This window comes from Streptomyces sp. NPDC048643, assembly GCF_040650615.1.
GTDB lineage: Bacteria > Actinomycetota > Actinomycetes > Streptomycetales > Streptomycetaceae > Streptomyces.
Genome location: NZ_JBEZHO010000057.1, coordinates 1 through 24,214 on the forward strand (window position 1 = coordinate 1; position 24,214 = coordinate 24,214).

At 71.6% G+C, this 24,214-nt stretch carries 24 protein-coding genes, 1 tRNA gene and 1 pseudogene; 18 read left to right on the forward strand and 8 right to left on the reverse strand.

What is annotated here, in order from left to right:
* The 4 genes and pseudogenes from AB0C62_RS35850 to AB0C62_RS35865 all read right to left on the reverse strand — a co-directional run.
* Positions 1-218 (reverse strand): annotated as a pseudogene (locus AB0C62_RS35850) (2-oxoglutarate ferredoxin oxidoreductase subunit alpha); the annotation flags it as partial.
* Between the two features lie 235 nt (positions 219-453).
* Positions 454-1,113 (reverse strand): response regulator transcription factor, encoded by a 660-nt coding sequence (locus tag AB0C62_RS35855; protein WP_358822461.1) that lies wholly within the window; start codon positions 1,111-1,113, stop codon positions 454-456.
* Positions 1,114-1,460: 347 nt separating this feature from the next.
* The gene (locus AB0C62_RS35860; RefSeq protein WP_362980491.1) at positions 1,461-2,816 is read right to left on the reverse strand and encodes a sensor domain-containing protein; all 1,356 of its coding nucleotides are present in this window, start codon (positions 2,814-2,816) and stop codon (positions 1,461-1,463) included.
* A 232-nt stretch (positions 2,817-3,048) separates the two neighbouring features.
* Entirely contained in the window at positions 3,049-4,242 is a 1,194-nt protein-coding gene (locus AB0C62_RS35865) for a sensor domain-containing protein (protein ID WP_362980493.1), read from the reverse strand.
* A 305-nt stretch (positions 4,243-4,547) separates the two neighbouring features.
* Here AB0C62_RS35865 and AB0C62_RS35870 point away from each other — a divergent pair, with 305 nt between their 5' ends.
* From AB0C62_RS35870 to AB0C62_RS35935, 14 genes are all read left to right on the forward strand, one after another.
* Positions 4,548-4,961 (forward strand): NADH-quinone oxidoreductase subunit A, encoded by a 414-nt coding sequence (locus AB0C62_RS35870; protein WP_362980495.1) that lies wholly within the window; start codon positions 4,548-4,550, stop codon positions 4,959-4,961.
* Positions 4,952-5,650, forward strand: a complete 699-nt coding sequence (gene nuoB / locus AB0C62_RS35875) for an NADH-quinone oxidoreductase subunit NuoB (protein ID WP_362980497.1) — start codon at positions 4,952-4,954, stop codon at positions 5,648-5,650. The genes AB0C62_RS35870 and nuoB overlap by 10 nt, the downstream gene beginning before the upstream one ends.
* Positions 5,647-7,068, forward strand: a complete 1,422-nt coding sequence (locus AB0C62_RS35880; protein ID WP_362980499.1) for an NADH-quinone oxidoreductase subunit C — start codon at positions 5,647-5,649, stop codon at positions 7,066-7,068. The genes nuoB and AB0C62_RS35880 overlap by 4 nt, the downstream gene beginning before the upstream one ends.
* Positions 7,065-8,033, forward strand: coding sequence for a complex I subunit 1 family protein (locus AB0C62_RS35885; RefSeq protein ID WP_362980501.1), 969 nt, complete (start codon positions 7,065-7,067; stop codon positions 8,031-8,033). The genes AB0C62_RS35880 and AB0C62_RS35885 overlap by 4 nt, the downstream gene beginning before the upstream one ends.
* A 2-nt stretch (positions 8,034-8,035) precedes the next feature.
* Positions 8,036-8,788, forward strand: a complete 753-nt coding sequence (locus AB0C62_RS35890) for an NADH-quinone oxidoreductase subunit I (protein WP_362980503.1) — start codon at positions 8,036-8,038, stop codon at positions 8,786-8,788.
* Positions 8,785-9,444 carry an NADH-quinone oxidoreductase subunit J gene (locus AB0C62_RS35895; RefSeq protein ID WP_362980505.1) on the forward strand — a complete coding sequence of 220 codons (660 nt, stop codon included), beginning with the start codon at positions 8,785-8,787 and terminating at the stop codon, positions 9,442-9,444. Before AB0C62_RS35890 ends, AB0C62_RS35895 begins: the two co-directional genes overlap by 4 nt.
* Entirely contained in the window at positions 9,444-9,824 is a 381-nt protein-coding gene (nuoK, locus tag AB0C62_RS35900; protein WP_164373195.1) for an NADH-quinone oxidoreductase subunit NuoK, read from the forward strand. Before AB0C62_RS35895 ends, nuoK begins: the two co-directional genes overlap by 1 nt.
* A complete protein-coding gene (locus tag AB0C62_RS35905; protein WP_362980507.1) occupies positions 9,821-11,812 on the forward strand; it encodes an NADH-quinone oxidoreductase subunit L in 1,992 nt (663 codons plus the stop codon). Before nuoK ends, AB0C62_RS35905 begins: the two co-directional genes overlap by 4 nt.
* Before the next feature lie 6 nt (positions 11,813-11,818).
* Positions 11,819-13,393 carry an NADH-quinone oxidoreductase subunit M gene (locus AB0C62_RS35910; RefSeq protein ID WP_362980509.1) on the forward strand — a complete coding sequence of 525 codons (1,575 nt, stop codon included), beginning with the start codon at positions 11,819-11,821 and terminating at the stop codon, positions 13,391-13,393.
* Positions 13,390-14,889, forward strand: a complete 1,500-nt coding sequence (locus tag AB0C62_RS35915; RefSeq protein ID WP_362980511.1) for an NADH-quinone oxidoreductase subunit N — start codon at positions 13,390-13,392, stop codon at positions 14,887-14,889. The genes AB0C62_RS35910 and AB0C62_RS35915 overlap by 4 nt, the downstream gene beginning before the upstream one ends.
* A gap of 262 nt (positions 14,890-15,151) precedes the next feature.
* The gene (htpX, locus tag AB0C62_RS35920) at positions 15,152-16,015 is read left to right on the forward strand and encodes a zinc metalloprotease HtpX (RefSeq protein WP_081218828.1); all 864 of its coding nucleotides are present in this window, start codon (positions 15,152-15,154) and stop codon (positions 16,013-16,015) included.
* Positions 16,012-16,404 carry a YccF domain-containing protein gene (locus tag AB0C62_RS35925; RefSeq protein ID WP_362980513.1) on the forward strand — a complete coding sequence of 131 codons (393 nt, stop codon included), beginning with the start codon at positions 16,012-16,014 and terminating at the stop codon, positions 16,402-16,404. The genes htpX and AB0C62_RS35925 overlap by 4 nt, the downstream gene beginning before the upstream one ends.
* A gap of 3 nt (positions 16,405-16,407) precedes the next feature.
* Positions 16,408-17,580 (forward strand): barstar family protein, encoded by a 1,173-nt coding sequence (locus AB0C62_RS35930; protein WP_362980515.1) that lies wholly within the window; start codon positions 16,408-16,410, stop codon positions 17,578-17,580.
* A 51-nt stretch (positions 17,581-17,631) separates the two neighbouring features.
* Complete coding sequence (locus AB0C62_RS35935) at positions 17,632-18,198, forward strand: SMI1/KNR4 family protein (RefSeq protein WP_362980517.1); 567 nt, start codon at positions 17,632-17,634, stop codon at positions 18,196-18,198.
* A 180-nt stretch (positions 18,199-18,378) separates the two neighbouring features.
* Here the strand turns inward: AB0C62_RS35935 and AB0C62_RS35940 are convergent, their stop codons facing one another.
* The gene (locus AB0C62_RS35940; RefSeq protein WP_362980519.1) at positions 18,379-19,629 is read right to left on the reverse strand and encodes an APC family permease; all 1,251 of its coding nucleotides are present in this window, start codon (positions 19,627-19,629) and stop codon (positions 18,379-18,381) included.
* Positions 19,630-19,813: 184 nt separating this feature from the next.
* Between AB0C62_RS35940 and AB0C62_RS35945 the strand changes: the two genes are divergently transcribed.
* The gene (locus tag AB0C62_RS35945; RefSeq protein ID WP_081218833.1) at positions 19,814-20,080 is read left to right on the forward strand and encodes a GlsB/YeaQ/YmgE family stress response membrane protein; all 267 of its coding nucleotides are present in this window, start codon (positions 19,814-19,816) and stop codon (positions 20,078-20,080) included.
* Positions 20,081-20,238: 158 nt separating this feature from the next.
* On the opposite strand, the gene AB0C62_RS35950 is transcribed toward AB0C62_RS35945, so the two are convergent.
* The gene (locus AB0C62_RS35950; RefSeq protein ID WP_081218834.1) at positions 20,239-20,727 is read right to left on the reverse strand and encodes a YajQ family cyclic di-GMP-binding protein; all 489 of its coding nucleotides are present in this window, start codon (positions 20,725-20,727) and stop codon (positions 20,239-20,241) included.
* 200 nt (positions 20,728-20,927) lie between these two features.
* Here AB0C62_RS35950 and AB0C62_RS35955 point away from each other — a divergent pair.
* Positions 20,928-21,009, forward strand: a tRNA-Tyr gene (locus AB0C62_RS35955).
* A 226-nt stretch (positions 21,010-21,235) separates the two neighbouring features.
* Entirely contained in the window at positions 21,236-21,754 is a 519-nt protein-coding gene (locus AB0C62_RS35960) for a hypothetical protein (RefSeq protein WP_362980521.1), read from the forward strand.
* A gap of 183 nt (positions 21,755-21,937) precedes the next feature.
* On the opposite strand, the gene AB0C62_RS35965 is transcribed toward AB0C62_RS35960, so the two are convergent.
* On the reverse strand, positions 21,938-22,150 hold the full coding sequence (locus AB0C62_RS35965; RefSeq protein ID WP_362980523.1) for a hypothetical protein: 213 nt from the start codon (positions 22,148-22,150) through the stop codon (positions 21,938-21,940).
* Positions 22,151-22,238: 88 nt separating this feature from the next.
* A complete protein-coding gene (locus tag AB0C62_RS35970) occupies positions 22,239-22,895 on the reverse strand; it encodes an SDR family oxidoreductase (RefSeq protein WP_362980525.1) in 657 nt (218 codons plus the stop codon).
* 269 nt (positions 22,896-23,164) lie between these two features.
* Between AB0C62_RS35970 and AB0C62_RS35975 the strand changes: the two genes are divergently transcribed.
* Positions 23,165-24,187, forward strand: a complete 1,023-nt coding sequence (locus tag AB0C62_RS35975) for a hypothetical protein (RefSeq protein WP_362980527.1) — start codon at positions 23,165-23,167, stop codon at positions 24,185-24,187.
* Positions 24,188-24,214 lie beyond the last annotated feature (27 nt).

Consider the following 24,214-nt stretch of genomic DNA (forward strand, 5'->3'; position numbering starts at 1 on the left):
GCCGGAAAGTTCGGCAGCGTCGAGAGGTCGTTGCCGAACGAGGCCGTCTCCGAAGTGAAACGGTCACCGGTGAGCTGCATCCCGTCACCCGAGTCCCCCGCGAACCGGATGATGACCCGGTCGAGCCGGCGGACGTCCTTCGTCCCGACCGGTTTGCGCTGTTCTCCCACGAGGGGTTCGTCGGCCTGCTCCGTTGGGCTACTGACCTGGCTCGTCACTGAACTGGACCTCCTTTGAGGCGGCTGTCCGGGAGGGGTCCTGCCGTAGACCCTTCCCTTTTCAACCCTACGTCCGTAAGGGTCGCCTTCCTTCGGCCATTCGCATGATGGACACCATTTTGAGACGGCCTGACGCCCTGACTTGTCATGATTTCCCCGCCCTCGGCTCTCTCTCCGAACGACGCTCCCCGTCTGCCTCCTGGTTCTGTCCGACAACTGACACAGTGTCAGATGGTCAGGAGTTCAGATAGGTCAGAACGGCCAGAACACGCCGGTGGTCCCCGTCGCTCGGGGACAGTCCGAGCTTCAGGAAGATGTTGCTGACGTGCTTCTCGACGGCACCGTCGCTCACCACCAGCTGGCGGGCGACGGCGGAGTTCGTCCGGCCCTCGGCCATGAGTCCCAGCACTTCCCGCTCGCGCGGCGTCAGTCCGGCCAGCACGTCCTGCTTGCGGCTGCGGCCGAGCAGCTGCGCCACGACCTCCGGGTCGAGCGCGGTACCCCCCTGGGCCACTCGCACCACGGCGTCCACGAACTCGCGCACCTCGGCGACCCGGTCCTTGAGCAGATAACCGACGCCACGGCTGGAACCGGCCAACAGTTCGGTGGCGTACCGCTCCTCCACGTACTGTGACAGCACGAGCACACCGAGTCCGGGATGTGCCTTGCGCAGCTGCACGGCCGCCCGCACGCCCTCGTCGGTATGTGTCGGCGGCATCCGTACGTCGGCGACCACCACGTCCGGCAGCGCGCCCTGCGCCGCGAACTCCGTCATGGTCTTGATCAGCGCCTCGCCGTCCCCGACCCCCGCCACCACGTCGTGCCCCCGGTCGGTCAGCAACCGGGTCAGGCCCTCCCTGAGCAGCACTGAATCCTCGGCGATGACGACCCGCACCCTGTCCTCCACGATTCTTCGGCCCCCCAGAGCCCGCCCCGGGCCGTCCCCGGACCCGCCGGGTTCGTCCCCGCTCGTACGACAGCGCTCGTACGACAGACCCCAGCATTCCAGCATTCCGATCGGGGCGCGCCCGGGCGGCGGGAATACGCCAGGGGTCTGTGGAGGTGGGGTTCTGGAGGGTGATGCCTCAGCCCGACCGGCGTTTCCGGACGGGTGTGCCGCGTGCCCGTCCGGGGTCCCGGAGGGGGCGCGGATGCAGGCGGGGCCTGTCGGCCCCGCCTGGTCGGTCGTGTCCCGCCGGGCCGTGACCGCCCCGCGGTGGGGCGTCGGCCGGCAGGCGCGGTTCAGCCCCGCCAGGGCAGTTCCGCCGTGATCCGCGTCGGGCCGGCCACCGGCGAGTCCACGACGAGGATCCCGTCCACCGCGTCGAGCCGTTCCGTGAGTCCCGCGAGGCCCGAACCCGAGGAGGCGTCGGCGCCGCCCACCCCGTTGTCCACGACCTGGAGCATCAGCCGGTTCTCGACCCGCCACACGTCCACGCTCGCCCGGGTCGCCCGGGAGTGCTTGCTGATGTTCTGGAGCAGTTCGGAGACGGTGAAGTAGGCGATGCCCTCGATGGCGGGCATCGGCCGCGCCGGCAGGTCGACCTCCACCCGCACCGGCACCGTGCACCGCGAGGCGACCGAGGACAGCGCGGCGTCGAGCCCCCGGTCGGTCAGCACCGCCGGGTGGATGCCGCGCGCGAGGTCCCGCAGCTCCTGGAGAGCCGTCTTCACCTCACCGTGCGCCTCGCCGACCATCCGCGCGGCGGCCTGCGGGTCCTCGGTCAGCTTCTCCTTGGCGAGCCCCAGGTCCATCGCCAGCGCGACGAGCCGGGCCTGCGCCCCGTCGTGCAGATCGCGCTCGATGCGCCGTAGGTCGGCCGCCGCGGTGTCGACGACCACGCCCCGGTCCGACTCCAGCTCCACCACACGGGTCGCCAGCCGCGACGGGCCGAGCAGCCCGCGCACCATCAGCCGGTCCACGCTCGTCAACGCCCGCACGATCCACGGGGTCGCCATCGTGAACAGCAGCCCGAGCAGCGCGGTCATCGTGATCTCGAACGGGTTGTCCAGGTACACGGAGTGCGTTCCGTCGCCGTACAGCTGGAGGCCGCCCTGGCCCGCGTACATCGGGAAGACCCAGAACCACAGGGGATACGTCAGCAGTGCCCATCCGTACGCCCAGAAGCTCAGCGCCACCGAGAAGGAGAACACCGCCCACGGGAACTGGACCACCGCGTACAGCAGGTGCCGCCACGAGGCGCCGCTCCTGAGCACCGCGCCCATCCACGCCATCGGACCCTGCTTGCGCATCCGCAGCGGCTCGGGATCGGCCACCTCGACACCCAGCAGCCCGCGCGCCCGCGCCCGTTCCAGCGAGCCGAAGCCGCGGCAGCCGGCCAGCGCGGCGGCCAGCACCGGGACGCCCAGGAAGGTGATGAGCAGGCCCGCGCCCAGCGACACCATCGTGACGGCGAACGTGAACATGAGGATGCCGAGCGGCAGGCCCAGCATCACGTAGCCGAACTCCCGCCAGCTGCGGGCCTCGATCGGTGCCCGCAGCGGGGCCGGAAGACGGTGTCGCCGCTCGCCGGCGCCCGCCCCGTCGAATCCGGGCCCGCTCCGGTGCCCGTATCCGTTTCCGTACTCCGTGGCCATCCGTCCGTCCGTTCTCTCGTCGCGTCCTGCGCCTCGACTCGTTCCGCGCGTCGGCTCGTACCCCAACTCTGCTGTCCGCGCCGCCCGCGGACCATGGAGCGGGTCGGCGTCTCGGTCCGGGGGTTTTCCCTACCTACGGTCGCTCCGCGCACACCGGCCGGACGTCGAAGGCCGCACGGTGGACCACCGTGCGGCCTTCGGTCCGGGAGGCGTGCGTGCTGCCGCCTGCGCGTTACCGCGCGAGGCCGCCCTCGCGGGCGCGCCACGGGAGTTCGGCCGTCACGACCGTCGGGCCGCCCTCCGGTGAGTCGACGACGAACAGACCGTCCACCGCGCCCAGCCGGTCGGCGAGCCCCGCCATGCCCGTACCGCCGTCGAGGCCCGCCCCGCCGTGGCCGTCGTCGCGGACCTGGATGAGCAGACGGTCGTCCGACCGCCAGACGTCGACGGACGCCGAGCGCGCGCCGCTGTGCTTGCTGACGTTCTGGAGCAGCTCCGAGACGGTGAAGTACGCGATGCCCTCGATGGCCGCGGCGGGCCGCGTCTCCAGGTCGGCCGTCACCTTCACCGGCACCGTGCACCGCGAGGCCACCGAGGACAGGGCCGCGTCCAGACCGCGGTCCGTGAGGACCGCCGGATGGATACCCCGGGCCAGGTCGCGCAGCTCCTGCAGAGCGAGCTTCACCTCGCCGTGCGCCTCGTCGACCATCACCGCCGCCGCGTCGGGATCCTCCAGCAGCTTCTCCTTGGCCAGGCCGAGCCCCATCGCCAGCGCGACGAGCCGGGCCTGCGCACCGTCGTGCAGATCGCGCTCGATGCGGCGCAGGTCGGCGGCCGCCGCGTCCACCACCACCCCGCGGTTGGACTCCAGCTCGGCGATCCGCCGCTCCAGCGCGTCGTCGGGCGACAGCAGTCCGCGCACCAGTGCCCGGTCCACGTTCGTCAGCCCCCGCGCGAGGAACGGCAGCACCGGCCACAGCACGAACAGCGACACCAGCGTGACCACGAAGGTCGCGATGCCCCAGGGCAGCCGGATGAAGTCGTAGAGCGTCGCGCGCCAGGCCACCGGGTCCTTCAGGCTCGACCACAGCCAGCCGAAGAACCCGGCCCGCGGCAACGGGCTCGGCTCGTCGATCCGCAGCCCCAACAGCCGCCGCGCCCGCGCCCGTTCGGCCTTGCCCAGCTGCCGCGAGCCGCGCAGCCCGCCCGCGAGCAGCGGCAGTCCGACGACCGTCACCGCCAGCCCGGCGCCGGTGGCCAGCATCGTCACCACGTACACGAAACCGATGAGCGAGGCCGGCAGGTTCAGCAGGAGATGCGCGATCTCCTTCCAGGTCTGCCGGTCGAGGGCGAAGCGCGCTGGAGGCAGCCGGTCGCCGTCGGACGGTCCGTCCGACGAACCGGTGGGCGTGATGCGTTCGGTCATATCCGCTAGCCTGCCCGGCGGCGCGCCGCCGCGCCATGAGGTGGGCCGCCGCGATGCACTGGGGATAACCCCACCCTCAGGGGTGACGGCGGGACGGGACACGAGATGCCGGCGGGGAGCCGTTCACACCGTGAGACGTGAACGCGTGCCCGGTGGTCGGGGGATGGTCGAGGTGTGACGGGCTGCTTACGCTCTCTTTAGCAGGCCCTAGACTCCCGTCCGTACAGATCGTCGAACACGGCGCTTCACCGACTGCGCGACGGCGCACGACGGGGCGCAACGAGGTCAGGGAGTGAGGGGCTGACGTGCCGGAACCGACCGTTGTCACGGCGACCGGGTCCGTCGTCGCGGCGGACTACTTCCAGTCGTACTCGGTCGTCGGACTGCTCGCCGTCGTCGGCGTGCTCTTCGTCGCCGTCGCGTTCGGGGCCGGCCGCCTGTTGCGGCCCGTGGTCCCCACCCCCGAGAAACTCCTGACGTACGAGTGCGGCGTCGACCCCGTCGGCGAGGGCTGGGCCCACACCCAGGTCCGCTACTACGTGTACGCGTTCCTCTACGTCATCTTCGCCGTCGACTCGATCTTCCTGTTCCCCTGGGCCACGGTCTTCGCCGCTCCCGGCTACGGCGCCGCCACGCTCGTCGAGATGTTCATCTTCCTCGGCTTCCTCGCCGTGGGCCTGCTGTACGCATACAAGAAGGGCGTCCTCGCATGGACGTGACCCCCTCCGCTCCGGAGCCGGTCCTGCTGCCCGAGCCCAAGCGGCTCGGCGCGCTCGCCCGGCTCGCCCCCGAGCCGATGAAGGTGGTCCTGAACTGGGGCCGCCGCTACTCGCTCTGGGTCTTCAACTTCGGCCTCGCCTGCTGCGCGATCGAGTTCATCGCCGCGTCGATGGCCCGCCACGACTTCATCCGGCTCGGCGTGATCCCCTTCGCGCCCGGCCCCCGCCAGGCCGACCTGATGGTGGTGTCCGGCACGGTCACCGACAAGATGGCGCCCGCCGTCAAGCGCCTGTACGAGCAGATGCCCGAGCCGAAGTACGTCATCTCCTTCGGGGCCTGCTCGAACTGTGGCGGCCCCTACTGGGACTCGTACTCCGTCACCAAGGGTGTCGACCAGATCATCCCCGTCGACGTGTACGTCCCCGGGTGCCCGCCCCGCCCCGAGGCGCTGCTCCAGGGCATCCTCAAGCTCCAGGAGAAGATCGCCCGGGAGTCGCTGGGGGAGCGGTACGGCACGGCACGGCCGTCCGCCGCGGCCCTGCAGAGCGGCCTGGTGAAGCCGCCGGTGCCCGCGGGCCCGGCGCCGCAGCCGTCCGCGGCGGGGGAGGGCCGGATCGCACCGGCCCCCGAGGCGACACCGTCCGCGACCGACGCTCCCGCTCCCGCTCCCGGGGAGGAGGACCGATGACCGTCGGCTGGCTTCCCGCCCCCGCCGAGGAACTCTTCGGCCCCGACGCCACGGCCGAGGAGTCCTACGAGGTCCTCACGGTCGACGTACCGCCCACGGCCTGGATCGCGGCCCTCGAAACGGCCCGCGACACCCTCGGCTGCACCTACTTCGACTGGCTGAGCGCCGTCGACGAACCCGGCACCGGCTTCCGCGTCAGCGCCCACGTCGTGGCCCTGTCCCCGGTACGCCGCCTCCTCGTCCGTACGACCGTCCCGCACGCCGGCCCGGTCCTCCCCTCGGCCGTCTCCGTCTACGCGGGGGCCGGCTGGCACGAGCGCGAGACCCACGAGATGTTCGGCGTGGGCTTCGAGGGCCACCCCAACCTCGACCCGCTGCTGCTGCCGGAGGGCTTCGAGGGCCACCCCCTGCGCAAGGACTTCGTCCTGGCAGCCCGCGTCGCCAAGGCCTGGCCCGGCGCGAAGGAACCGGGCGAGTCCGAGCACGGCGGCCCGAAGCGCCGCCAGATGCTCCCGCCCGGCGTTCCCGACCCCAACGAGTGGGGCCCCCTCAAGGGCCAGCTCCCGCCGGCACCGTCCCGCCCCGCCCGCGGCGCGGCCCGCGCAGCCGGCGACCGCCCGGTCCGCCGGACCCGCACGGCGGGCGAGGGTTCGGCCGGCCAGGCGGCGCCGGGTTCCGCAACGGGCGCCGCTCCGGAGGGGGCGACGTCCGCAGGCGCGGTCGCCGGCGCGGCTCCCGGAGGCGCCGCCGCAGGTACGGCCGCACCTGGTGAGGGTGCCGCCTCCGGAACCGAGACTTCCCGCCCGGCCCGCCCGGCCCGCCCGGCCCGCCGCACGCGCACCGCGGGGCAGGGCTCGGCGAGCCAACGGGCCGAGACGGCGACACCGGCGGAGGCGACACCGGCAGAGGCGGGACCTTCGGACGCCGGGGATCCTGCCTCCGGGTCGAGCGCTCCGTCCGGGGCCGCGCCTCAGGCCGGGCCGACCGCTCCGGGTGCTCGCTCGGCTCCGGCAGCCGACGCCCCCTGGCACCAGCCGAAGCCCGCGTTCGAGGACGCGACGCCGAAGCCGGAGCCTGTGCGGGAGCCGGAGGCGGAGCCTGCGCGGGAACGGGAACGGGAACGGGAGCCGGAGGCGAAACCCGAGCCCGAACGGCTGCCGAGGGCGGACCGTGCGCCCAAGGCCGAGCCCGAGCCCAAGGCCGAGCCCGGGCCGACGTCCCAGCCCGGGCCGAAGGCCGAGCCCGGGGCCGAGCCCGAGATCGCGTCCGGGACTGGTGCCGATCCGACGCGTGCTCCGGAGTCCGGGCCGGCCTCGGACCCCGACCTGGAACCCCACCCCGACCCAGAACCCGAACCGGGCCCCGAGGCCGCGCCCACCCGAAGCCCCGACGACGACCCCTCAGGAGGACCGCAGTGAACGACGCGCTCGACGTCGCCCTCCGCCTGATCGTCGTCTTCGTCGTGTTCCTGACGTTTCCCCTGATCGTCGGTCAGACCGAGCACAAGGTGATGGCCCACATGCAGGGCCGTCTCGGCCCGATGTACGCGGGCGGGTTCCACGGCTGGGCCCAACTCGTCGCGGACGGAGTCAAGTTCGCCCAGAAGGAAGACATCGTCCCGGCGGGGGCGGACCGTCGCATCTTCCAGCTCGCGCCCGCCGTGGCCCTCCTCCCGTATCTCCTAGTCCTCCTCGCGATCCCCATCGGCCCCGGTGAGGGCGCGGTCGGCGAGGTCGTCGACGCGGGCATCTTCTTCGTGCTCGCCGTGATGGGCGTGGGTGTCCTCGGGTCGCTCATGGCGGGCTGGGCCTCGGCCAACAAGTTCTCCCTCCTCGGCGGCCTGCGCACCGCCGCTCAACTCCTCGCCTACGAACTCCCCATGCTCCTGACGGCGGCCTCGGTCGCGATGGCCGCCGGCACGGTGTCGCTGCCGGGGATCGTGGACGCGTTCCACTGGTGGTGGCTGCCCTGGCAGATCGTCGGCGCGATCGTGTTCTTCGTCGCCGGCCTCGCCGAACTCCAGCGGCCCCCCTTCGACATGCCCGTCGCCGACTCCGAGATCATCTTCGGCGCGTACACCGAGTACACCGGCCTGCGCTTCGCCCTGTTCCTGCTCGCCGAGTACGCCGGGATCGTCGTCCTGTGCGGACTGACCACCGTCCTCTTCCTGGGCGGCTGGCACGGCCCCTGGGGCGCCGACGGCCTCGGCTGGGTGTGGACGCTGCTGAAGTCCGCGATCCTCGCCTTCGTCGTCATCTGGCTCCGCGTCACCTACCCCCGGCTGCGCGAGGACCAGCTCCAGAAACTCTCCTGGACCGTCCTCGTCCCCCTCTCCCTCGCCCAGATCGCCCTCACCGGCATCGTCAAGGTGGTGATCGCGTAACCATGGCTCCCCTCCCCGGCTCCGGCCTCGCCAAGGGTCTGGCCGTCACCCTCCGCACGATGACGAAGAAGACCGTCACCGCGCAGTACCCCGACGCCCAGCCCGAACTCCCGCCCCGCACCCGCGGCGTCATCGGCCTCTTCGAGGAGAACTGCACGGTCTGCATGCTGTGCGCCCGTGAGTGCCCGGACTGGTGCATCTACATCGACTCCCACAAGGAGACGGTGCCGCCCGCCGCCCCCGGTGGCCGCGAGCGCAGCCGCAACGTCCTCGACCGCTTCGCCATCGACTTCTCCCTGTGCATGTACTGCGGTATCTGCATCGAGGTCTGTCCCTTCGACGCCCTCTTCTGGTCCCCGGAGTTCGAGTACGCGGAGACCGACATCCACGAACTCACCCACGAACGCGACAAGCTCCGCGAGTGGATGTGGACCGTCCCCGCCCCGCCCGCCCTCGACCCCGCCGCCGAGGAACCCAAGGAGATCGCCGCCGCCCGCAAGACCGCCGACAAACTCGCCGCCGAACAGGCAGCGCAGACGGAGACAGCGCAGACGGAGGCAGCGGAAGCGGAAGCTGTGCAGGCCGATCCCGCGCAGGCCGATCCCGCGCAGGCCGATCCCGGGCAGGCCGATCCCGCTCAGGCCGATTCCGCCCAGGGCGACCAGGCGGCCCCGCCCGGACGGCCGACCGGCCCGCCCGGGGAGCCGGAGCCCCCGGCCACACCGCCCTCCGGTCCTCAGGAGGGCCAGTCGTGACCTTCGCAGCAGCCACCGCCACGGTGGCCCACGCGACCACCACCGTCGCCGCCGGACACCACGGCTTCCTCTCCCCGACCGGCGTCGAGATCGCCTTCGTCCTCGTCGGCCTGGTCACCTTCGGCGCCGCGATCGTCTCCGTCACCACCACCCAGCTGGTGCACGCCGCCCTGTGGCTGGTCGTGGCGCTCGGCGGCCTGGCCGTCGAATACCTGCTGCTGACGGCCGAGTTCATCGCCTGGGTGCAGGTCCTCATCTACGTCGGTTCCGTCGTCGTTCTCCTCCTCTTCGGCCTGATGCTCACCAGAGCTCCCATCGGGCGCTCCCCGGACGCCGACTCCGGCAACCGCTGGGCCGCCCTCACCGTCGCCGTCGCCGCGACCGGCGCCCTCGTCTGGGTCGTCGTCGACGCGTTCCGCACGACCTGGGTCGACCTGGACGGTCCCGCCGCCGGCTCCACCGAGGTCACCGGAGCGAGCCTCTTCCAGAACTGGGTCCTCCCCTTCGAAGCCCTCTCCGTCCTCCTCCTCGCCGCCCTGGTCGGCGCGATCGTCCTCTCCCGCAAGGCGAAGGCCGACACCGGCGTGACGAGCACCCCGCGCGTCCCCGGCGGCCGCGACGGCACGGAACACGAAGACAAGCAGGGGGCCCGCTGATGCACCTCGCCTATCCCGCCGTGCTGGCAGCCCTCCTGTTCGGCACGGGCCTGTACGGAGTCCTCGCGCGCCGCAACGCGATCCTGGTCCTGATGTCGGTCGAGCTCATGCTCAACGCCGTCAATCTGAACCTCGTCGCCTTCGACGTCTGGCTCTCCAAGGCCGCCCGCGACACCCTGCACTCCGGCCAGGCCCTCACCCTGTTCACCATCGCCATCGCCGCCGCCGAGATCGGCATCGGCCTCGCGATCGTCCTGTCCGTGTACCGCAACCGCGGCACCTCGGACATCGACAAACTCCGCGACACCGCAGAGGGCCACGGCCCCGACGACCCCGACAGCGACGCCCCCGTGGCCGAGAAGGCTGAGGCCACCGCGTGACCACGACCACCCTCGCCGTCCTCGTCCCCCTCCTGCCGTTCCTCGGTGCCGCCGCCGGCCTCCTCCTGGGCCGCACGGCACCCGGTTTCGTCCGGCCGCTCGCCGTCCTGCCCCCGCTCGCGTCCCTCGTCCTCGCCGTGACCGTCACCGTCCGCCAGGACGGCGGGCAGGCCATCGACGCGCACACCGAACTCACCCCGACCGGTTCGGTCCCCATCGAACTGGCCCTGCACATCGACGGCTTCGCGGCTCTCGTCGCCGTCCTCGTCGGCGTCGTCGCCACCTGCGTGCAGATCTACTCGACGGGCTACCTGCGCGACGACCCGCGCTACCCCTCCTACGCCGCTCTCGTCTCCCTGTTCACCTCCGCGATGCTGCTCGTCGTCTACTCCGGCGACCTGATGGTGCTCCTGGTCGGCTGGGAGATCATGGGCATCTGCTCGTACTTCCTCGTCGGCCACTACTGGGAGACCCCGGAGGCCCGCGCCGCCTCCCTCAAGGCCTTCCTGGTCACCAAGCTCGGCGACGTCCCCTTCCTCATCGGCCTGTTCGCGCTGGCCACCGACGCCGGTTCCTTCCGCATCACCTCGGTCCTCGGCACCGTCGCGAGCGGCGGACTGCACCACCCGACGCTGGTCGCCCTGCTCCTCCTCGCCGGCGTGGCGGGCAAGTCGGCACTGTTCCCGCTGCACACCTGGCTGCCCGACGCGATGGCGGGCCCCACCCCCGTCTCCGCGCTGATCCACGCCGCGACGATGGTCGCCGCCGGCATCTACTTCGTCGCCCGGCTCCTTCCCGTCTTCCAGGCCTCCTCGGCCGCGATGGTCGTCCTCGCCGTCATGGCCGGCGTCACGATGACCGGGTCCGGCCTCGCTGCGCTCGCCCAGGACGACATCAAGCGGGTCCTCGCCTACTCGACGATCGGCCAGCTCGGCTACATGGCCGGCGCCCTCGCCGTCGGCGACCGCGGTGCCGCCGTCTTCCACCTCCTCGCGCACGGCGCCTTCAAGGCGCTGCTGTTCCTCGGCGCCGGTGTCGTCATCCACGCCTCCGGCACCAACTCGCTCGCCGTCATGTCCCGTATGAAGGGCCTGCGCAACCGCGTGCCCGACGCCTACTGGACGATGACCGTGGCCCTCCTCGCGCTCGCCGCGATCCCGCCCTTCAGCGGCTTCTTCTCCAAGGAGGCCGTCCTCGGCGCCGCCGAGCACGTCGCCACCGGTCACACCGAGCACGCTCCCGGCGCCGCGGGCTGGATCGTCCTGATCACCGCCCTGGTCACCGCCGTCCTCACCGCGGCGTACGCGACCCGGCTGTGGCTCCTGGCCTTCCACGGACAGGGAACCGAGGCCCCCGACCACGGCAGGCAGCCGGTCACCATGACCGCCGTCCTGTGGGTGCTCGCCGTGCCCTCGCTCGCCTTCGGCCTCACCTACGGGCCGCTCCCCGACTGGTTCGACGGCCGTGACCTGACGCCCGTGCTCACCACGTCGGTGCTCGGCACCGGACTCGCCCTGGTCGGCGGGATCATCACGTACGGCGCCTGGAGGAACACCACCACGATGGCGGCCCGCGTCCCGCTGGGCGCGGTCGCGGCCCACCCCGACGCCGATGCCGGACTGGTCGAGGCCGAGGCCATCGCCAGCCACGAGCCCGCCTTCGGAGACGTGGCCTACGCGCCCGACCCCGCGGACCCGGGCCGGCTGCTGCTCGGCCCGCTGCACCGTCACGCGGCCGTCGGCTTCCACCTCGACGCCGTCTACCACGCGCTGTTCGTCCGCCCGGTCCAGGCCGGAGCCCAGCTCGTCCGGTTCCTCGACCGCGAGGTCGTCGACACCTACGTACGCGGCGCGGGCGCCCTACCCCGCTGGCTCGGCACCGCCGTACGGCGGGCGCAGACCGGCAACGTGCAGACCTATGTGAGCGCGCTGCTCGCCGGCACCGTCGTCCTGGTGGTCGCCGCCGTCCTCGTCGCCACGGGAGCGTGAGCAGGCGTGATCGATATCAGTGAGTCCGTGATGCAGGTTCTTCTCGCGTTGATCGTCGTCGGGCCGCTCATCGGGGCCGCCGCGGCCCTGCTGCCGGCCCCCCCCGGACTGAAGGGGAAGTCGCCCGAGCAGGCGGTGCTGCGGCACGGCGTGGTCGTCACCGGTGTCGTCCTCATCGCCGCGATCGTCCTCGCGCTCGGCTTCGACCACGACCACCCGTCGAGGATGCAGGCCACGACGGACATCAGCTGGATCCCCGCACTCGACGTGCGGATCCACCTCGGCATCGACGGCATCTCCCTCCCCCTTCTCGTGCTGACCGCGCTGCTGACCTTCCTCTGCGCGCTGTACTCCTACTTCAAGATGCCCGCGGGCCCGACCCCGAAGGCATTCGTCGCGCTGCTGCTCGTCCTCGAGACCGGCACCCTCGCGACCTTCGCCGTCCTCGATCTGCTGCTGTTCTTCCTCGCGTTCGAGATGGTGCTCATCCCGATGTACTTCCTCATCGCCCGGTGGGGAGGCGCCCAACGTCAGGCCGCGGCCTGGAAGTTCATCCTCTACACCCTGCTCGGTTCGGTCGTCATGCTGCTGGGCCTGCTCCTGATCGGAATCAGGGCGGGCACATTCGACATGGTGGCACTCGCCACTGACAACGGCCGGTCGCTGAGCACATCCGTGCAGGTCATCGCCGTGCTGGCGATCGGGATCGGGCTCGCCGTCAAGACGCCGATGTGGCCGCTGCACAGCTGGCTGCCGGACGCCCACACCGCCGCACCGACCGTCGGCTCGGTCCTGCTGGCCGGCGTCATGCTGAAGATGGGCACGTACGGGTTCGTGCGGATTCTGCTGCCCATCACCCCGGACGGCTTCCGCACCTTCGCCCCCTACCTCGCCGCTCTCGCCGTGGTCGGGATCATCTACGGATCGCTCGCCTGTCTGGCCCTCGCCAAACAAGGCGCGAAGGGCGACCTCAAGCGGCTCATCGCCTACTCCTCCGTCGGCCACATGGGCTTCGTCCTGCTCGGCATCTCGACCATGACGCCGACCGGCGTGAACGGCGCGCTGTTCGCCAATATCGCCCACGGCCTCATCACCGGCCTCCTCTTCTTCCTGGTCGGGGCGCTGAAGGACCGTACGGGCACCACCGACCTCGACACCCTCGCCGACCGGACGGGCGCCGCGCTGTACGGCAAGGCCCCGCGCCTCGGCGGCCTGCTCGCGTTCGCCGCCGTCGCCTCGCTCGGACTGCCCGGACTCGCCGGATTCTGGGGCGAGATGCTGGCGCTGTTCGGCGCGTTCAAGCCCGCCGAGGCCCTCAGCAGGCCCGCCTATCTGACCTTCATGGCGATCGCCGCGTTCGGCACCCTGCTCACCGCCGCGTACATGCTCATCGTGGTGCGCCGCGTCTGCATGGGCTCGGCCTCGCAGGAGGCGCCGAAACTCGCCGACGTGCAGATCTACGAGTTCGCCGCCTGGACGCCGCTCGTCGCCCTCACCGTCGTCGCCGGCCTGTGGCCCAGGGCCCTCCTCGGCCTGACCGACCCGGCCGTACAGCAGCTCCTCGCAGGAGGCACCCGATGAGTTCCCTGGTCCAGTCCGTCGACTGGCTCGCCATCGCGCCGCCCACCCTCGCGGCGGTCGTCGGACTCGTCGTGCTCGTCGCCGACCTCTTCGTCGGCGACGCCCGCAAGGCCGTACTGGGCTGGATCTCGGTGGCGGGCCTCGCCGCGTCCGCGCTGCTGCTGCTGCCCCTCCTGGACGGCGACCGGGCCACGTTCTGCCTGACCGGCGACGCGGACGCCTGCAGCTATGTGGCGGACCGCTTCACCCTGGTCATCCAGCTCCTGGTCCTCGGCGGCGCGCTCCTCGCGGCCCTGCTCTCGGTCACCGCCCTCAAGGACGCCGACAAGGACCTCCCCGAGGGGGAGTACTGGTTCCTGCTGCTCTCCTCGGCGGCGGGCGCGGCCCTGCTCCCCGCCTCCCGCGACCTCGCCACTCTCATCGTCGCCCTGGAGGTGGCCTCCCTGCCCGCCTTCGCCCTCGTCGGCATCCGGCGCGGCGACAGGAAGTCATCGGAAGCGGCCCTGAAGTTTTTCCTGTCGTCCGTCACCGCGACCGCGGTGAGCCTGATGGGCGTCAGCTTCGTCTACGCGACGACGGGCACCCTGCACCTCACCCGGATCGCCGACCGGATCCAGCACGTCGACGGACAGTTCCACACCCTCGCTCAGACGGGCGTCGTCCTCACCCTCGTCGGCTTCGCCTTCAAGACGGCCGCCGTGCCCTTCCACTTCTGGGTGCCCGACACCTACGTGGGGGCACCCCTGCCGATCGCCGCCTACCTGTCGGTCGTCGGCAAGGCGGTCGGCTTCTCCGGGCTGATCCTCGTCACCGTCATCGCCTTCCCGTCGTACGCGGACGTCTGGGGGCCTGCGCTGGCCGCCCTGGCCGCCCTCACCATGACGGTCGGCAACGTCGGGGCCCTGCGGCAGCGCTCCACGCGCGCGTACAGCGCGGTACGCCTGCTCGCCTGGTCCTCCGTCGGACAGGCCGGCTACCTCCTGGTGCCGATCGCGTCCGCCGCCTACTCCAAGGACGCCCAGAAGGCCATCGGCTCCACGGTGGCCTACGCCCTCATGTACGCCGCCGTGAACCTCGGCGCCTTCGCCGTAGCCGCCCTGGTGGCCCGCACGAGCCCTCTCAACCGCATCAGCGACTACCGCGGCCTGTACGCGAGGAACCCGCTGTCCGCGCTGGTGCTCGGCTTCTTCCTGCTCTGCCTCGCGGGCCTGCCCCCGGGCATCATCGGCCTCTTCGCCAAGGTGACCGTCTTCTCGGCGGTCGTCGACGCCGGGCTCGGCTGGCTGGCCGTCGTCATGGCCGTCAACGTGGTGATCGCGCTCTTCTACTACCTCCAGTGGACGACGCTCCTCTTCCGCGCCCCCGAGGGCGAGCCGGGCACCCACCGCGTCCCCGCCCCGCTGACGGCCGCGATCGCCCTGACGGCCGTACTGGGCGTGGCCCTTTCCGGTGCGCCCCAGCTGATCCTGCGCTTCTCGGAGACCGGCCTCTTCTAGAACCGGAGAGCGGCACTCCCGACCCGACCGGACCCGCCGCTCCCGGCCCGATCCGACCCCGTTTCCCGGCCCGTCCGCGCGTTCCACGCGCGCGTGGACCACCGCTCCGATCACCCGGACGGCCCACCCGCCGGGCCGCGCGCACAAGGGAACTAGAGCCTCCCGTCTGGCGTTGACCAGTACGGGAGGGTCCACTGAAGAGTGGAAGCAGAGCAGTAAGCAAGCAAAGGGTTCCCCTGCCGCACCACTTGGAGGGCGTACCGTGCACCGCCGGCACAACGGGCTCAGGACAGCCGTACTCCTCGGGGGACTGTCCGCACTCATCATCGTCATCGGCAGCTTCTTCGGGCGTACCGGCCTGATCGTCGCGCTGGTCATCGCGCTCGGGACGAACGCGTACGCCTACTGGAACAGCGACAAGCTGGCCCTTCGCGCGATGCGGGCCCGCCCGGTGAGCGAGTTCGAGGCCCCCGCCCTGTACCGCATGGTCCGCGACCTCTCCACCCAGGCCCGCCAGCCCATGCCGCGGCTGTACATCTCGCCGACGGAAGCACCGAACGCGTTCGCGACGGGCCGCAACCCGCGCAACGCGGCCGTGTGCTGCACCGAGGGGATCCTGCGCATCCTGGACGAGCGCGAACTGCGCGGCGTCATCGGCCACGAGCTCAGTCACGTCTACAACCGCGACATCCTGATCTCGTCCGTGGCCGGTGCTCTCGCCTCCGTGATCATGTTCCTCGTCAATTTCGCCTGGCTGATCCCGATCGGCCGCTCCAACGACGACGACGGCCCCGGCATCCTCGGCATGCTCCTGGTCATGATTCTGGGACCGCTCGCCGCCTCCCTCATCCAGCTCGCCATCAGCCGCTCCCGGGAGTACGAGGCGGATGCCTCCGGCGCCCAGCTCACCGGCGATCCGCTCGCCCTCGCGAGCGCGCTGCGCAAGCTCGACGCCGGCACCAAGCAGCTGCCCCTGCCCCCCGAGCCGCGCATCGAGACCGCGAGCCACATGATGATCGCGAACCCCTTCCGCCCGGGACAGGGAATGTCCAAGATGTTCTCTACGCATCCGCCGATGGCGGAGCGAATCGCCCGGCTCGAACAGATGGCAGGTCGACAGCAATGAGAACCATTCTGAACGTCATCTGGCTGATCCTGAGCGGCTTCTGGCTGTTCCTCGGATACCTGGCCGCGGGTCTCATCCTCTGCATCACCATCATCGGCATCCCGTTCGGCATCGCCGCCTTCCGCATCGGCGTCTACGCGCTGTGGCCGTTCGGCTATACGACGGTGGAGCGCCACGACGCGGGCGCCCCGTCCTGCGTGGGCAACGTCCTGTGGCTGGTCCTCGCCGGCTGGTGGCTGGCCCTGACCCACATCGTGACGGGCATCGCCATGTGCCTCACGATCATCGGCATCCCGTTCGGCATCGCCAACTTCAAGCTCATCCCGGTCTCGCTGTTCCCGCTGGGCCGCGAAATCGTGCGCACGGACGAGCCGTTCGCGGCGCGCTAGAGCATGACCACGGGGGAGGGCCGGCCGAAGTACCGGCTGGTGCCGTACGAGACCGAGGCCACACAGCGCGGCACGGAGGTCCCGGGCGAGCCCTGGGCCCTGTGCGCCGACGCGGAGAGCCTCTTCGGCGACCCGCCCCCGCCCGCCCGCCGGACGTACGAACTGCTCGGCTGCGCGCCCCAGGGCGACCTGGGGAAAGCCCTCGAGCACGCGCGTGGGCGCGGTCCCGCCCCGCTCGGCACCCTCCGCCTGGAGAGCCTCGACCGGACGGGCGAGCGCGCCGGCTCCTGTCCCTGGTGCCTGGAGGACGTCCGTGTTCTCGGCGACCGCCCCTGCCCCGGTGATCCGTCGCTGGTCGACATCACCGTCGAGGCGTCCGAGTCCGCGGAGAACGGCACCGAGTCCCCCCGGCGGCCGTCCCTCTCACCCGGCCACCTCCTCCTCGGCGCCGAGGAGGAGCCCTGGGGAACCTGCCGGGACCTCGCGCCCGTCCGCCTCGGTCCCGAGCCGGCGGAACCGCCGATACGACTGCTCGGCTGCTCACCGGGCGGCGCCCTCCGGGCCGCCCTGGACGCGGGGGAGGAGGACCTGGGTCACGCCCAGTTGCTGCGCCTCGACGTCCACGGCCACACCGTCCAACCGGCCGTCGAGGGTGAGGTCACCGCGTGGATCCCCTCGGCGCGCGGCCGCGGCCTGGTCGACCTCGCTCTGGACCCGTGGTCGGAGCGCCCACCGCCCGGAGCCGCCGAGGTCTGGGACCTCTGGTGGGAGGGGCGCCCGTCCGCCCCCGGCCGCTGGGCCCGCTGCGGCCCCGAAGCCCGTTCCTGCTGGCTCGACACGGCCCGCCACCACCACCCCCACGACGCCCCGTCGGCACCCGCCGGAACCACCTTCCACCTCGACGGCCGCCACATCACCGACCACCACGGCTTCCACTGCGCGCTCGGCGAAGCCGTCAACGGCCCCGGCGGCTACTTCGGCCGAAGCCTGGACGCGCTCGACGACTGCCTGCGGGGAGGGTGGGGCGCCGAACGGCCCTTCACCCTCGTCTGGCACGCGTCGGATGTCGCCCGCACCTGCCTCGGCGGCACCCCGCGCACAGACCGCCGGCCGCCGGCTTTCGAGGAACTGCTCGCGTTCCTGGCGGAAAAAGGGGTCGATGTCCGGCTCGCGTGAGGGTTGTCCACAGGCTGCCCGATTGTCAGCGCCGCGCTGCATGATGAACCCATGACCGAAATCGAGCAGTTGCTGGCACGGGTCGCCACAGAGGCCCGCAACACCCGTCCCTGGGGCTGGCCTTCGCTCCCCGCGCCGGTGGACACGGCCGAGGTCGCCCGCGCCGAGGCCGTCCTGGGCTTCCCGCTGCCCGCGCTGCTCGCCTCGCTCTACCTGCGGATAGGAGACGGCGGATTCGGCCCGGAATACGGCCTGTTGCCCCTTCTTGAAGGCCCGCCCTCGGGCGAGCCCGCGGTCGTCCCGCAGTACCTGGCCAGTCGGCAGAGCGGCCGCAAGGACCCCGAGTGGCCCTGGCCCGAGGGCGTGCTGCCCATATCCCACTGGGGCTGCGGCATGTACGCGTGCGTGGACTGCCAGGACCCCGACGGGGCCGTCCTGCTCTACGAGCCGAACGCCGACGAGGCGGACCACGCCTGGTACGTGGACGCACCCGACCTCGCGACCTGGCTGCGCACCTGGCTCGACGGAACGGGCTGGTACGAGGAGTCCCACGACGGCGGGGACCTCCAGCCCTGGACGGCCTTCTCCCACCGCACGACGACAGCCGGGACTCCCTGACCCACGGCTCCGTCCCCCACACCACGCTCTACGGAGCGGGTACGAAGCGGCCGATAGCCGACGGCATCCTCGGTCCGAGTCCGAGTCCGAGTCCGAGTCCGAGTCCGAGTCCGAGTCCGAGCCCGAGCCCGAGCCCGAGTCCGAGCCCGAATCAGGGCAGCCGTCCGGCGCCCGGGTCGGTCAGCGCGAGCGCGACCCCGCCCACAGACGTACGCCGTAGGCAGCCGCCCCGACCGCCAGCACACCCGCACCCACCACCACCGACACCACAGGCAGGGCGAAGGCCAGCGTCAGGCACCCCAGGAGACCGAGCACCGGCACGACCCGCGACACGGGAGCCGAACTCAACGTCCACGCGGACGCGTTGGCGACCGCGTAGTAGGCCAGGACCCCGAAGGAGGAGAAGCCGATCGCACCGCGTACGTCCACGGTCGCCACGAGCACGGCGACGACCACGCCCACGGCCAGCTCCGCCCTGTGCGGGACCTGGAAGCGTGGATGCACGGCGGCCAGAGCACCTGGCAGATGACGGTCACGGGCCATGGCCAGCGTGGTCCGCGAGACGCCCAGGATCAGCGCGAGGAGTGAGCCGAGCGCGGCCACCGCGGCCCCCACTCGCACGACCGGCACGAGCCCGGACAGCCCGGCCGCCCGTACGGCGTCCACGAGCGGCGCCGTAGCGAGCCCCAGCCCGCCCGACCCGAGCACGGAAAGGACAGCGACCGAGACCGCCGCGTACACCACGAGGGTGATGCCGAGGGCCAGCGGGATCGCGCGCGGAATGGTGCGTCCCGGGTCGCGCACCTCCTCGCCGAGTGTCGCGATCCTCGCGTACCCGGCGAAGGCGAAGAAGAGCAGGCCGGCCGCCTCGAGCACCCCTCCCGCGCCGGACGACAGCCCGATGCCCAGCCGCCCGGCGTCGGAAGCGTCCGAGCCGAGACACCCGACCACCACGGAAGCGAGGACTCCCAGGACCACCGCCACGATCACCCGGGTCAGCCAGGCCGACTTCTGCAGGCCGCCGTAGTTCACGGCGGTCAGTGCGACCACGGCCGCGACCCCCACCGCGTGTGCCTGAGCCGGCCACACGTACGCGCCCACCGTCAACGCCATGGCAGCGCAGGAGGCCGTCTTGCCGACGACGAACGACCAGCCCGCCAGATACCCCCAGAAGGCCCCGAGCCGCTCCCGCCCGTAGACGTACGTGCCTCCCGAAGCCGGGTACAGGGCGGCGAGGCGGGCCGAGGACATCGCGTTGCAGTAGGCGACGACGGCGGCGATCGCGAGACCGAGGAGCAGTCCGGGGCCGGCCGCCCGCGACGCCGGACCGAGCGCGGCGAAGATCCCCGCGCCGATCATCGAGCCGAGCCCGATGACCACGGCGTCACCCGGACCGAGGGTTCGGCGCAACGCGGCGTTGGGCTGAGGCATGCGCCGCACCCTACTGATCGCTGCAACCGAAAAGAGCCGTGGCCACGTCTTGTTCATCGACACGGCACCGGCGGGACGCAGAGGTCACCCGCCGCGTGGACGGACAGGACGAGCACGTCACCGCCGAACCGAACTCACAGGTTCGGGACAGCGTGGCTGCGGCACGGAGGGGCAGGTTCAGGGCATGGGCATCATCAGCTGGATCATTCTGGGGCTGCTGGCAGGCGCTGTGGCCAAGCTCCTGCTCCCGGGCCGCGACCCGGGAGGCTTCATCGGCACGACCCTCATCGGTGTCGCGGGCGCGTTCATCGGCGGCTGGATATCGGCCCGCTGGCTGGACCACCCCATCAGCAAGCACTTCTACGACGGTGCCACCTGGGCGGCCGCCATCGGCGGTTCGCTCGTGCTGCTGATCATCTACCGAGTCCTCTTCGGCAACTCGCGCGACTGAGCGCGCAGCGGGTACCGCCGGAGACCGCGACCGGAGACGAGAAGGGTGGGCACCCAGGGGGTGCCCACCCTTCTCGCGACGCCACCGACGCCTGACACGCCCGCCGAAACCGGGCGCGCCCCGGGTCGTCGGGTTCGTCCCGGGCGTTTCGGTCCGGCCTACCGGTAGTTCACGTACTGCAGTGCGAAGTCGAAGTCCTTGCCCTTGAGGAGAGCCTGGACGGCCTGCAGGTCGTCACGGCTCTTCGAGCTGACGCGCAGCTCGTCGCCCTGCACCTGGGCCTTCACGCCCTTGGGGCCCTCGTCACGAATGATCTTCGCGACCTTCTTCGCGTTGTCCTGGGAGATGCCCTCCTCGATGGACGAGAAGATCTTGTACTCCTTGCCGGAGAGCTGCGGCTCACCGGCGTCCAGCGCCTTCAGCGAGATGCCGCGCTTGATCAGCTTGGTCTCGAACACGTCGAGGATCGCCTTGACGCGCTCCTCGGAGTTCGCCTCCATGAGGATCTTCTCGCCGGACCAGGAGATGGAGGCGCCGACGTTCTTGAAGTCGTAGCGCTGCGAGATCTCCTTGGCGGTCTGGTTGAGGGCGTTGTCGACCTCCTGCCGCTCGACCTTCGAGACGATGTCGAAACTGGAGTCGGCCATGTCCTGTGGCTCCTTGTATCGGGGTGCGTGGGGGCGGCCGTCGAGCCCGGCGTAGGCCCCGGCCGCATCCGTATAAGCCTAGCCACCCCCCTCCCCCCAAGGCTCGATCAATCGGGTGGCGAAGCACCCCCGGGCATCGGGTATCGTTTACGTCGTTGCCACGGAGCGCCGCCCAAAAGCGGGGTTCAGGCAGCAACCCCGGCGGTGTGCCCGAGCGGCCAAAGGGAGCAGACTGTAAATCTGCCGGCTTAGCCTTCCCAGGTTCGAATCCTGGCGCCGCCACATGAAGGTGAACCCCCTCCGATCCACGGAAACGTGGATCGGAGGGGGTTTCTTCGTGTTGGGGCGCGGGCGGGGCCGAGGGCTCCCGGCTGGCCCGGCTGGCCCGCCTCTGTTCGTTTCCCGCCCCCCCGGGCAGGCCCGCCCTCCCCCCCCCCCCCCGTGCGCTGTGACGTGACCGTGACGAGTAGCGACCGACTGCGGCGCGAGGCACTGTCATGCTTCGGTCATGTCTGATGAGGTGCTCGGCGAGTCCGGTGTGGGAGCTGTTCAGTCGTCCGCCGTGTCGGAGGGGTCCCAGGCCCGGCGGAAGCGTGGAGTCCTCGGTTTCCGGGGCGCCTTGGTGGTGGCGGCCGTGTTCGGGCTCGTCGTCGGGTCGGGTGCCGTCGCGCTGGCGTGGGGGCTCTCCAGGGCCCATGACGGCGGAGCGGGGACATTCACCTTGGTCGGGCGGGTGCGGATCGCGGCCGCCCCCGGGGAGACCGGGATGTGCAGTGGCAGCGGCCCGTTGAGTGACGTCGACAAGGGCGCGCTCGTCACGGTCTACGACGCCGAGGGACTGGTCGTCGCGACCGGCACACTCGGCACGGGTGCCTACGACGACGCGGCGGCGTGCGTCTTCCCGATCACCGTGCGGGGTGTGCCGGACGACTCGAAGTCGTACGCGGTGCGCGTCGGTTGGCACCCTCGGAAGGACATCACCAACGAGGTCGCGCGCACCGGCGAGCTGGTCCAGCTGCTCGACTGACATGGCGACGGCCACGGCCACGGCCACGGTCGGTTGTTCTCGCGTGCCCGCGGGACACCCGGGCCGGGCACCCCTGAGCGCGCGGCCGGTCGAGTCGGCTCAACCCTCAGCGCCCTCAGCGCCCTCAGCGCCCTCAGCGCCCTCAGCGCCCTCAGCGCCCTTGCCCTCAGGGCCTCTGCGCCCTCAGAACAGCGGCAGTTGGCCCGGGAAGTCCGGGACCGCGTATCCGTCCAGGGCGGGCTGGGCCGCACCGAGTTGTGCCTGTCGGCGTGAACCGGGGCACGAGACCAGCTCGCCGCTCGCCCGCCCGCCGGGCGGATCGTGCCGAGCGAACCGGCCCGCGACGACGGCGATCTCCCGGCGGCACTCGGGGCAGTGTCTGCGACGCGATGACATGCCATCAGTGTGCCCCGTGGCCGCCGGGTCGTGTCGGACGGCATGGGCGGCGCCGCTCGCCGTGTGCGGGCCGAGGACGGGTCCTGGGCTAGTTCCCGGCCACCGACTTCACCGCTACCGAGATCGGTGTCGAGCCGCCGACCGCCTCCAGCGTCAGACCGGCCGTCGCCGAGGTGTCCACCAGCTCCGCGAGGATCGCGGCGACGTCGTCGCGGGGGATCATGCCGCGCCCGGTGGACGCCTCCAGCCGTACGAGACCGGTGCCGGCGTCGTCGATCAGGCTGCCGGGGCGCAGGATCGTCCAGTCCAGGCCCTTACGGCCGCGGATGTACGCGTCGGCCTCGCCCTTGGCCCGCAGATACGCGTCGAAGATCTCGTCCCCCGGGTGGTCCGCGTCGGCGCCCATCGAGGAGACGACCACGTGTCGCCGTACGCCTGCCTGCTCCGCGGCGTCCGCGAACAGGATCGCCGCGCCCTTGTCCACCGTCTCCTTGCGGTCCACTCCGCTGCCCGGGCCCGCGCCCGCCGCGAAGACGGCCGCGTCCGCCCCACGCAGGTGTGCCGCGACGTCGTCCACCGACGCCGACTCCAGGTCGCACAGGGCCGGCTCGGCGCCGGTCGCCCGCAGATCGTCGCTCTGCTCGGCGTGGCGGATGAGCCCCACGACCTCGTCGCCGCGCGCGGAGAGCAGCCGCTCCAGCCGCAGCGCGATCTGACCATGACCTCCAGCGATGACAATGCGCATGTCTCCGACCGTACGCCCGGAAGGAGACGTTCGCCGCACAACCCTGTGGACAACTCGTGCGTCACATGGGTGATCGCTGTGGACGCACCGGGTGCGGCCGGTGCACCGGACGTATCGGACGCACCGGATGGGCCCGCACGGGCCGGCCGGCCCGTGCGGCTGATCCACGGTGGTCACGTCGAGAACGACGGAACACGCGAACGAAGGAACGCCGGGCGGGCCCGCCCGGCGTCATAGAGGAGACCACCATCACCGCCATACGCAAGACCGTGACCGCGGCCGGCTGCACCGTTGCCCTCCTCGCCACGGCGGCCGCCTGCGGCACGGTCGAGAACCTCACCGCCGGCCAGAAGGTGGACCACGCCGTGGACCGGCTCGGCGAACAGAAGTCCCTGTCCTTCCGGTTGGACCTGGACGCCGACGCCGCCGCGATCAGCGCCCTCGGTGGCGACGCCGACCCGGACGAGGCTCTGCCGCCGGAGGCCGCGAAGGCCCTGAGCGCGCTGCACGTCGATGTCTCGGTCAAGTCGAGGAAGCCGCTGGCGGATTCGGGCGAGAAGGACCTTCTCGGTACGAGTCTGAAGGTCTCGGGGGCGGACGGTGTCCTGGCCGAGTTCCGCGTCGTCGGCGACTTCACTTACTACCGCGCCGACATGAAGGCCCTCGGCAGGACGATGGGCTTCCCCTTGCCGTCGGCCGACGATCTCCCTCCGAGCGAGAAGGAGATGAAGAAGGTCTTCGAGGGCGACTGGGTGAAGATCGACACCAAGGCCCTGGAGGACGCGCAGAAGTCCTCCGGCGGCTCCAAGGGGGCGGGCGGCGCCGGTGACATCGACGCCAAGACGCAGCAGAAGATCCTGGACGCGGTGGGCACGGTCATCGGCCGCAAGGTCACCTTCCGTACGAAGGAGGGTGCCGACGGCGTCGAGCACGTCGTCGCCACGGGCAACTTCCGCGACCTGGTCACCGGCGTCATCGCCAAGCTCCGGCCGCTCCAGGGCGACCTGCCGACGGGCATGGAACTCCCCACCGCCAAGGACCTCAAGGAAGCCCCGGACAAGAAGGTCTCCGTCGACTTCACCCTGAAGAACGGCGACCTCCGGCAGATCAGGGTCGACCTCGCGGCCCTCGCCGACGGCCCGAAGGGCAGCAAGCTCCCCCTCGTCCTGAAGCTCGCCGAGGCCGGCGACGTCAGCGCGCCGAAGGGAGCCACGGAACTCCCGGCGGGCACGTTCCCGGGCGTCGGCGCCGGAGCCCTGGGCGGCGGCATGCTCGGCGGCGGCGAGCTCTAGAGCGCCGGGGCCGCAGCCGCGGCCCGC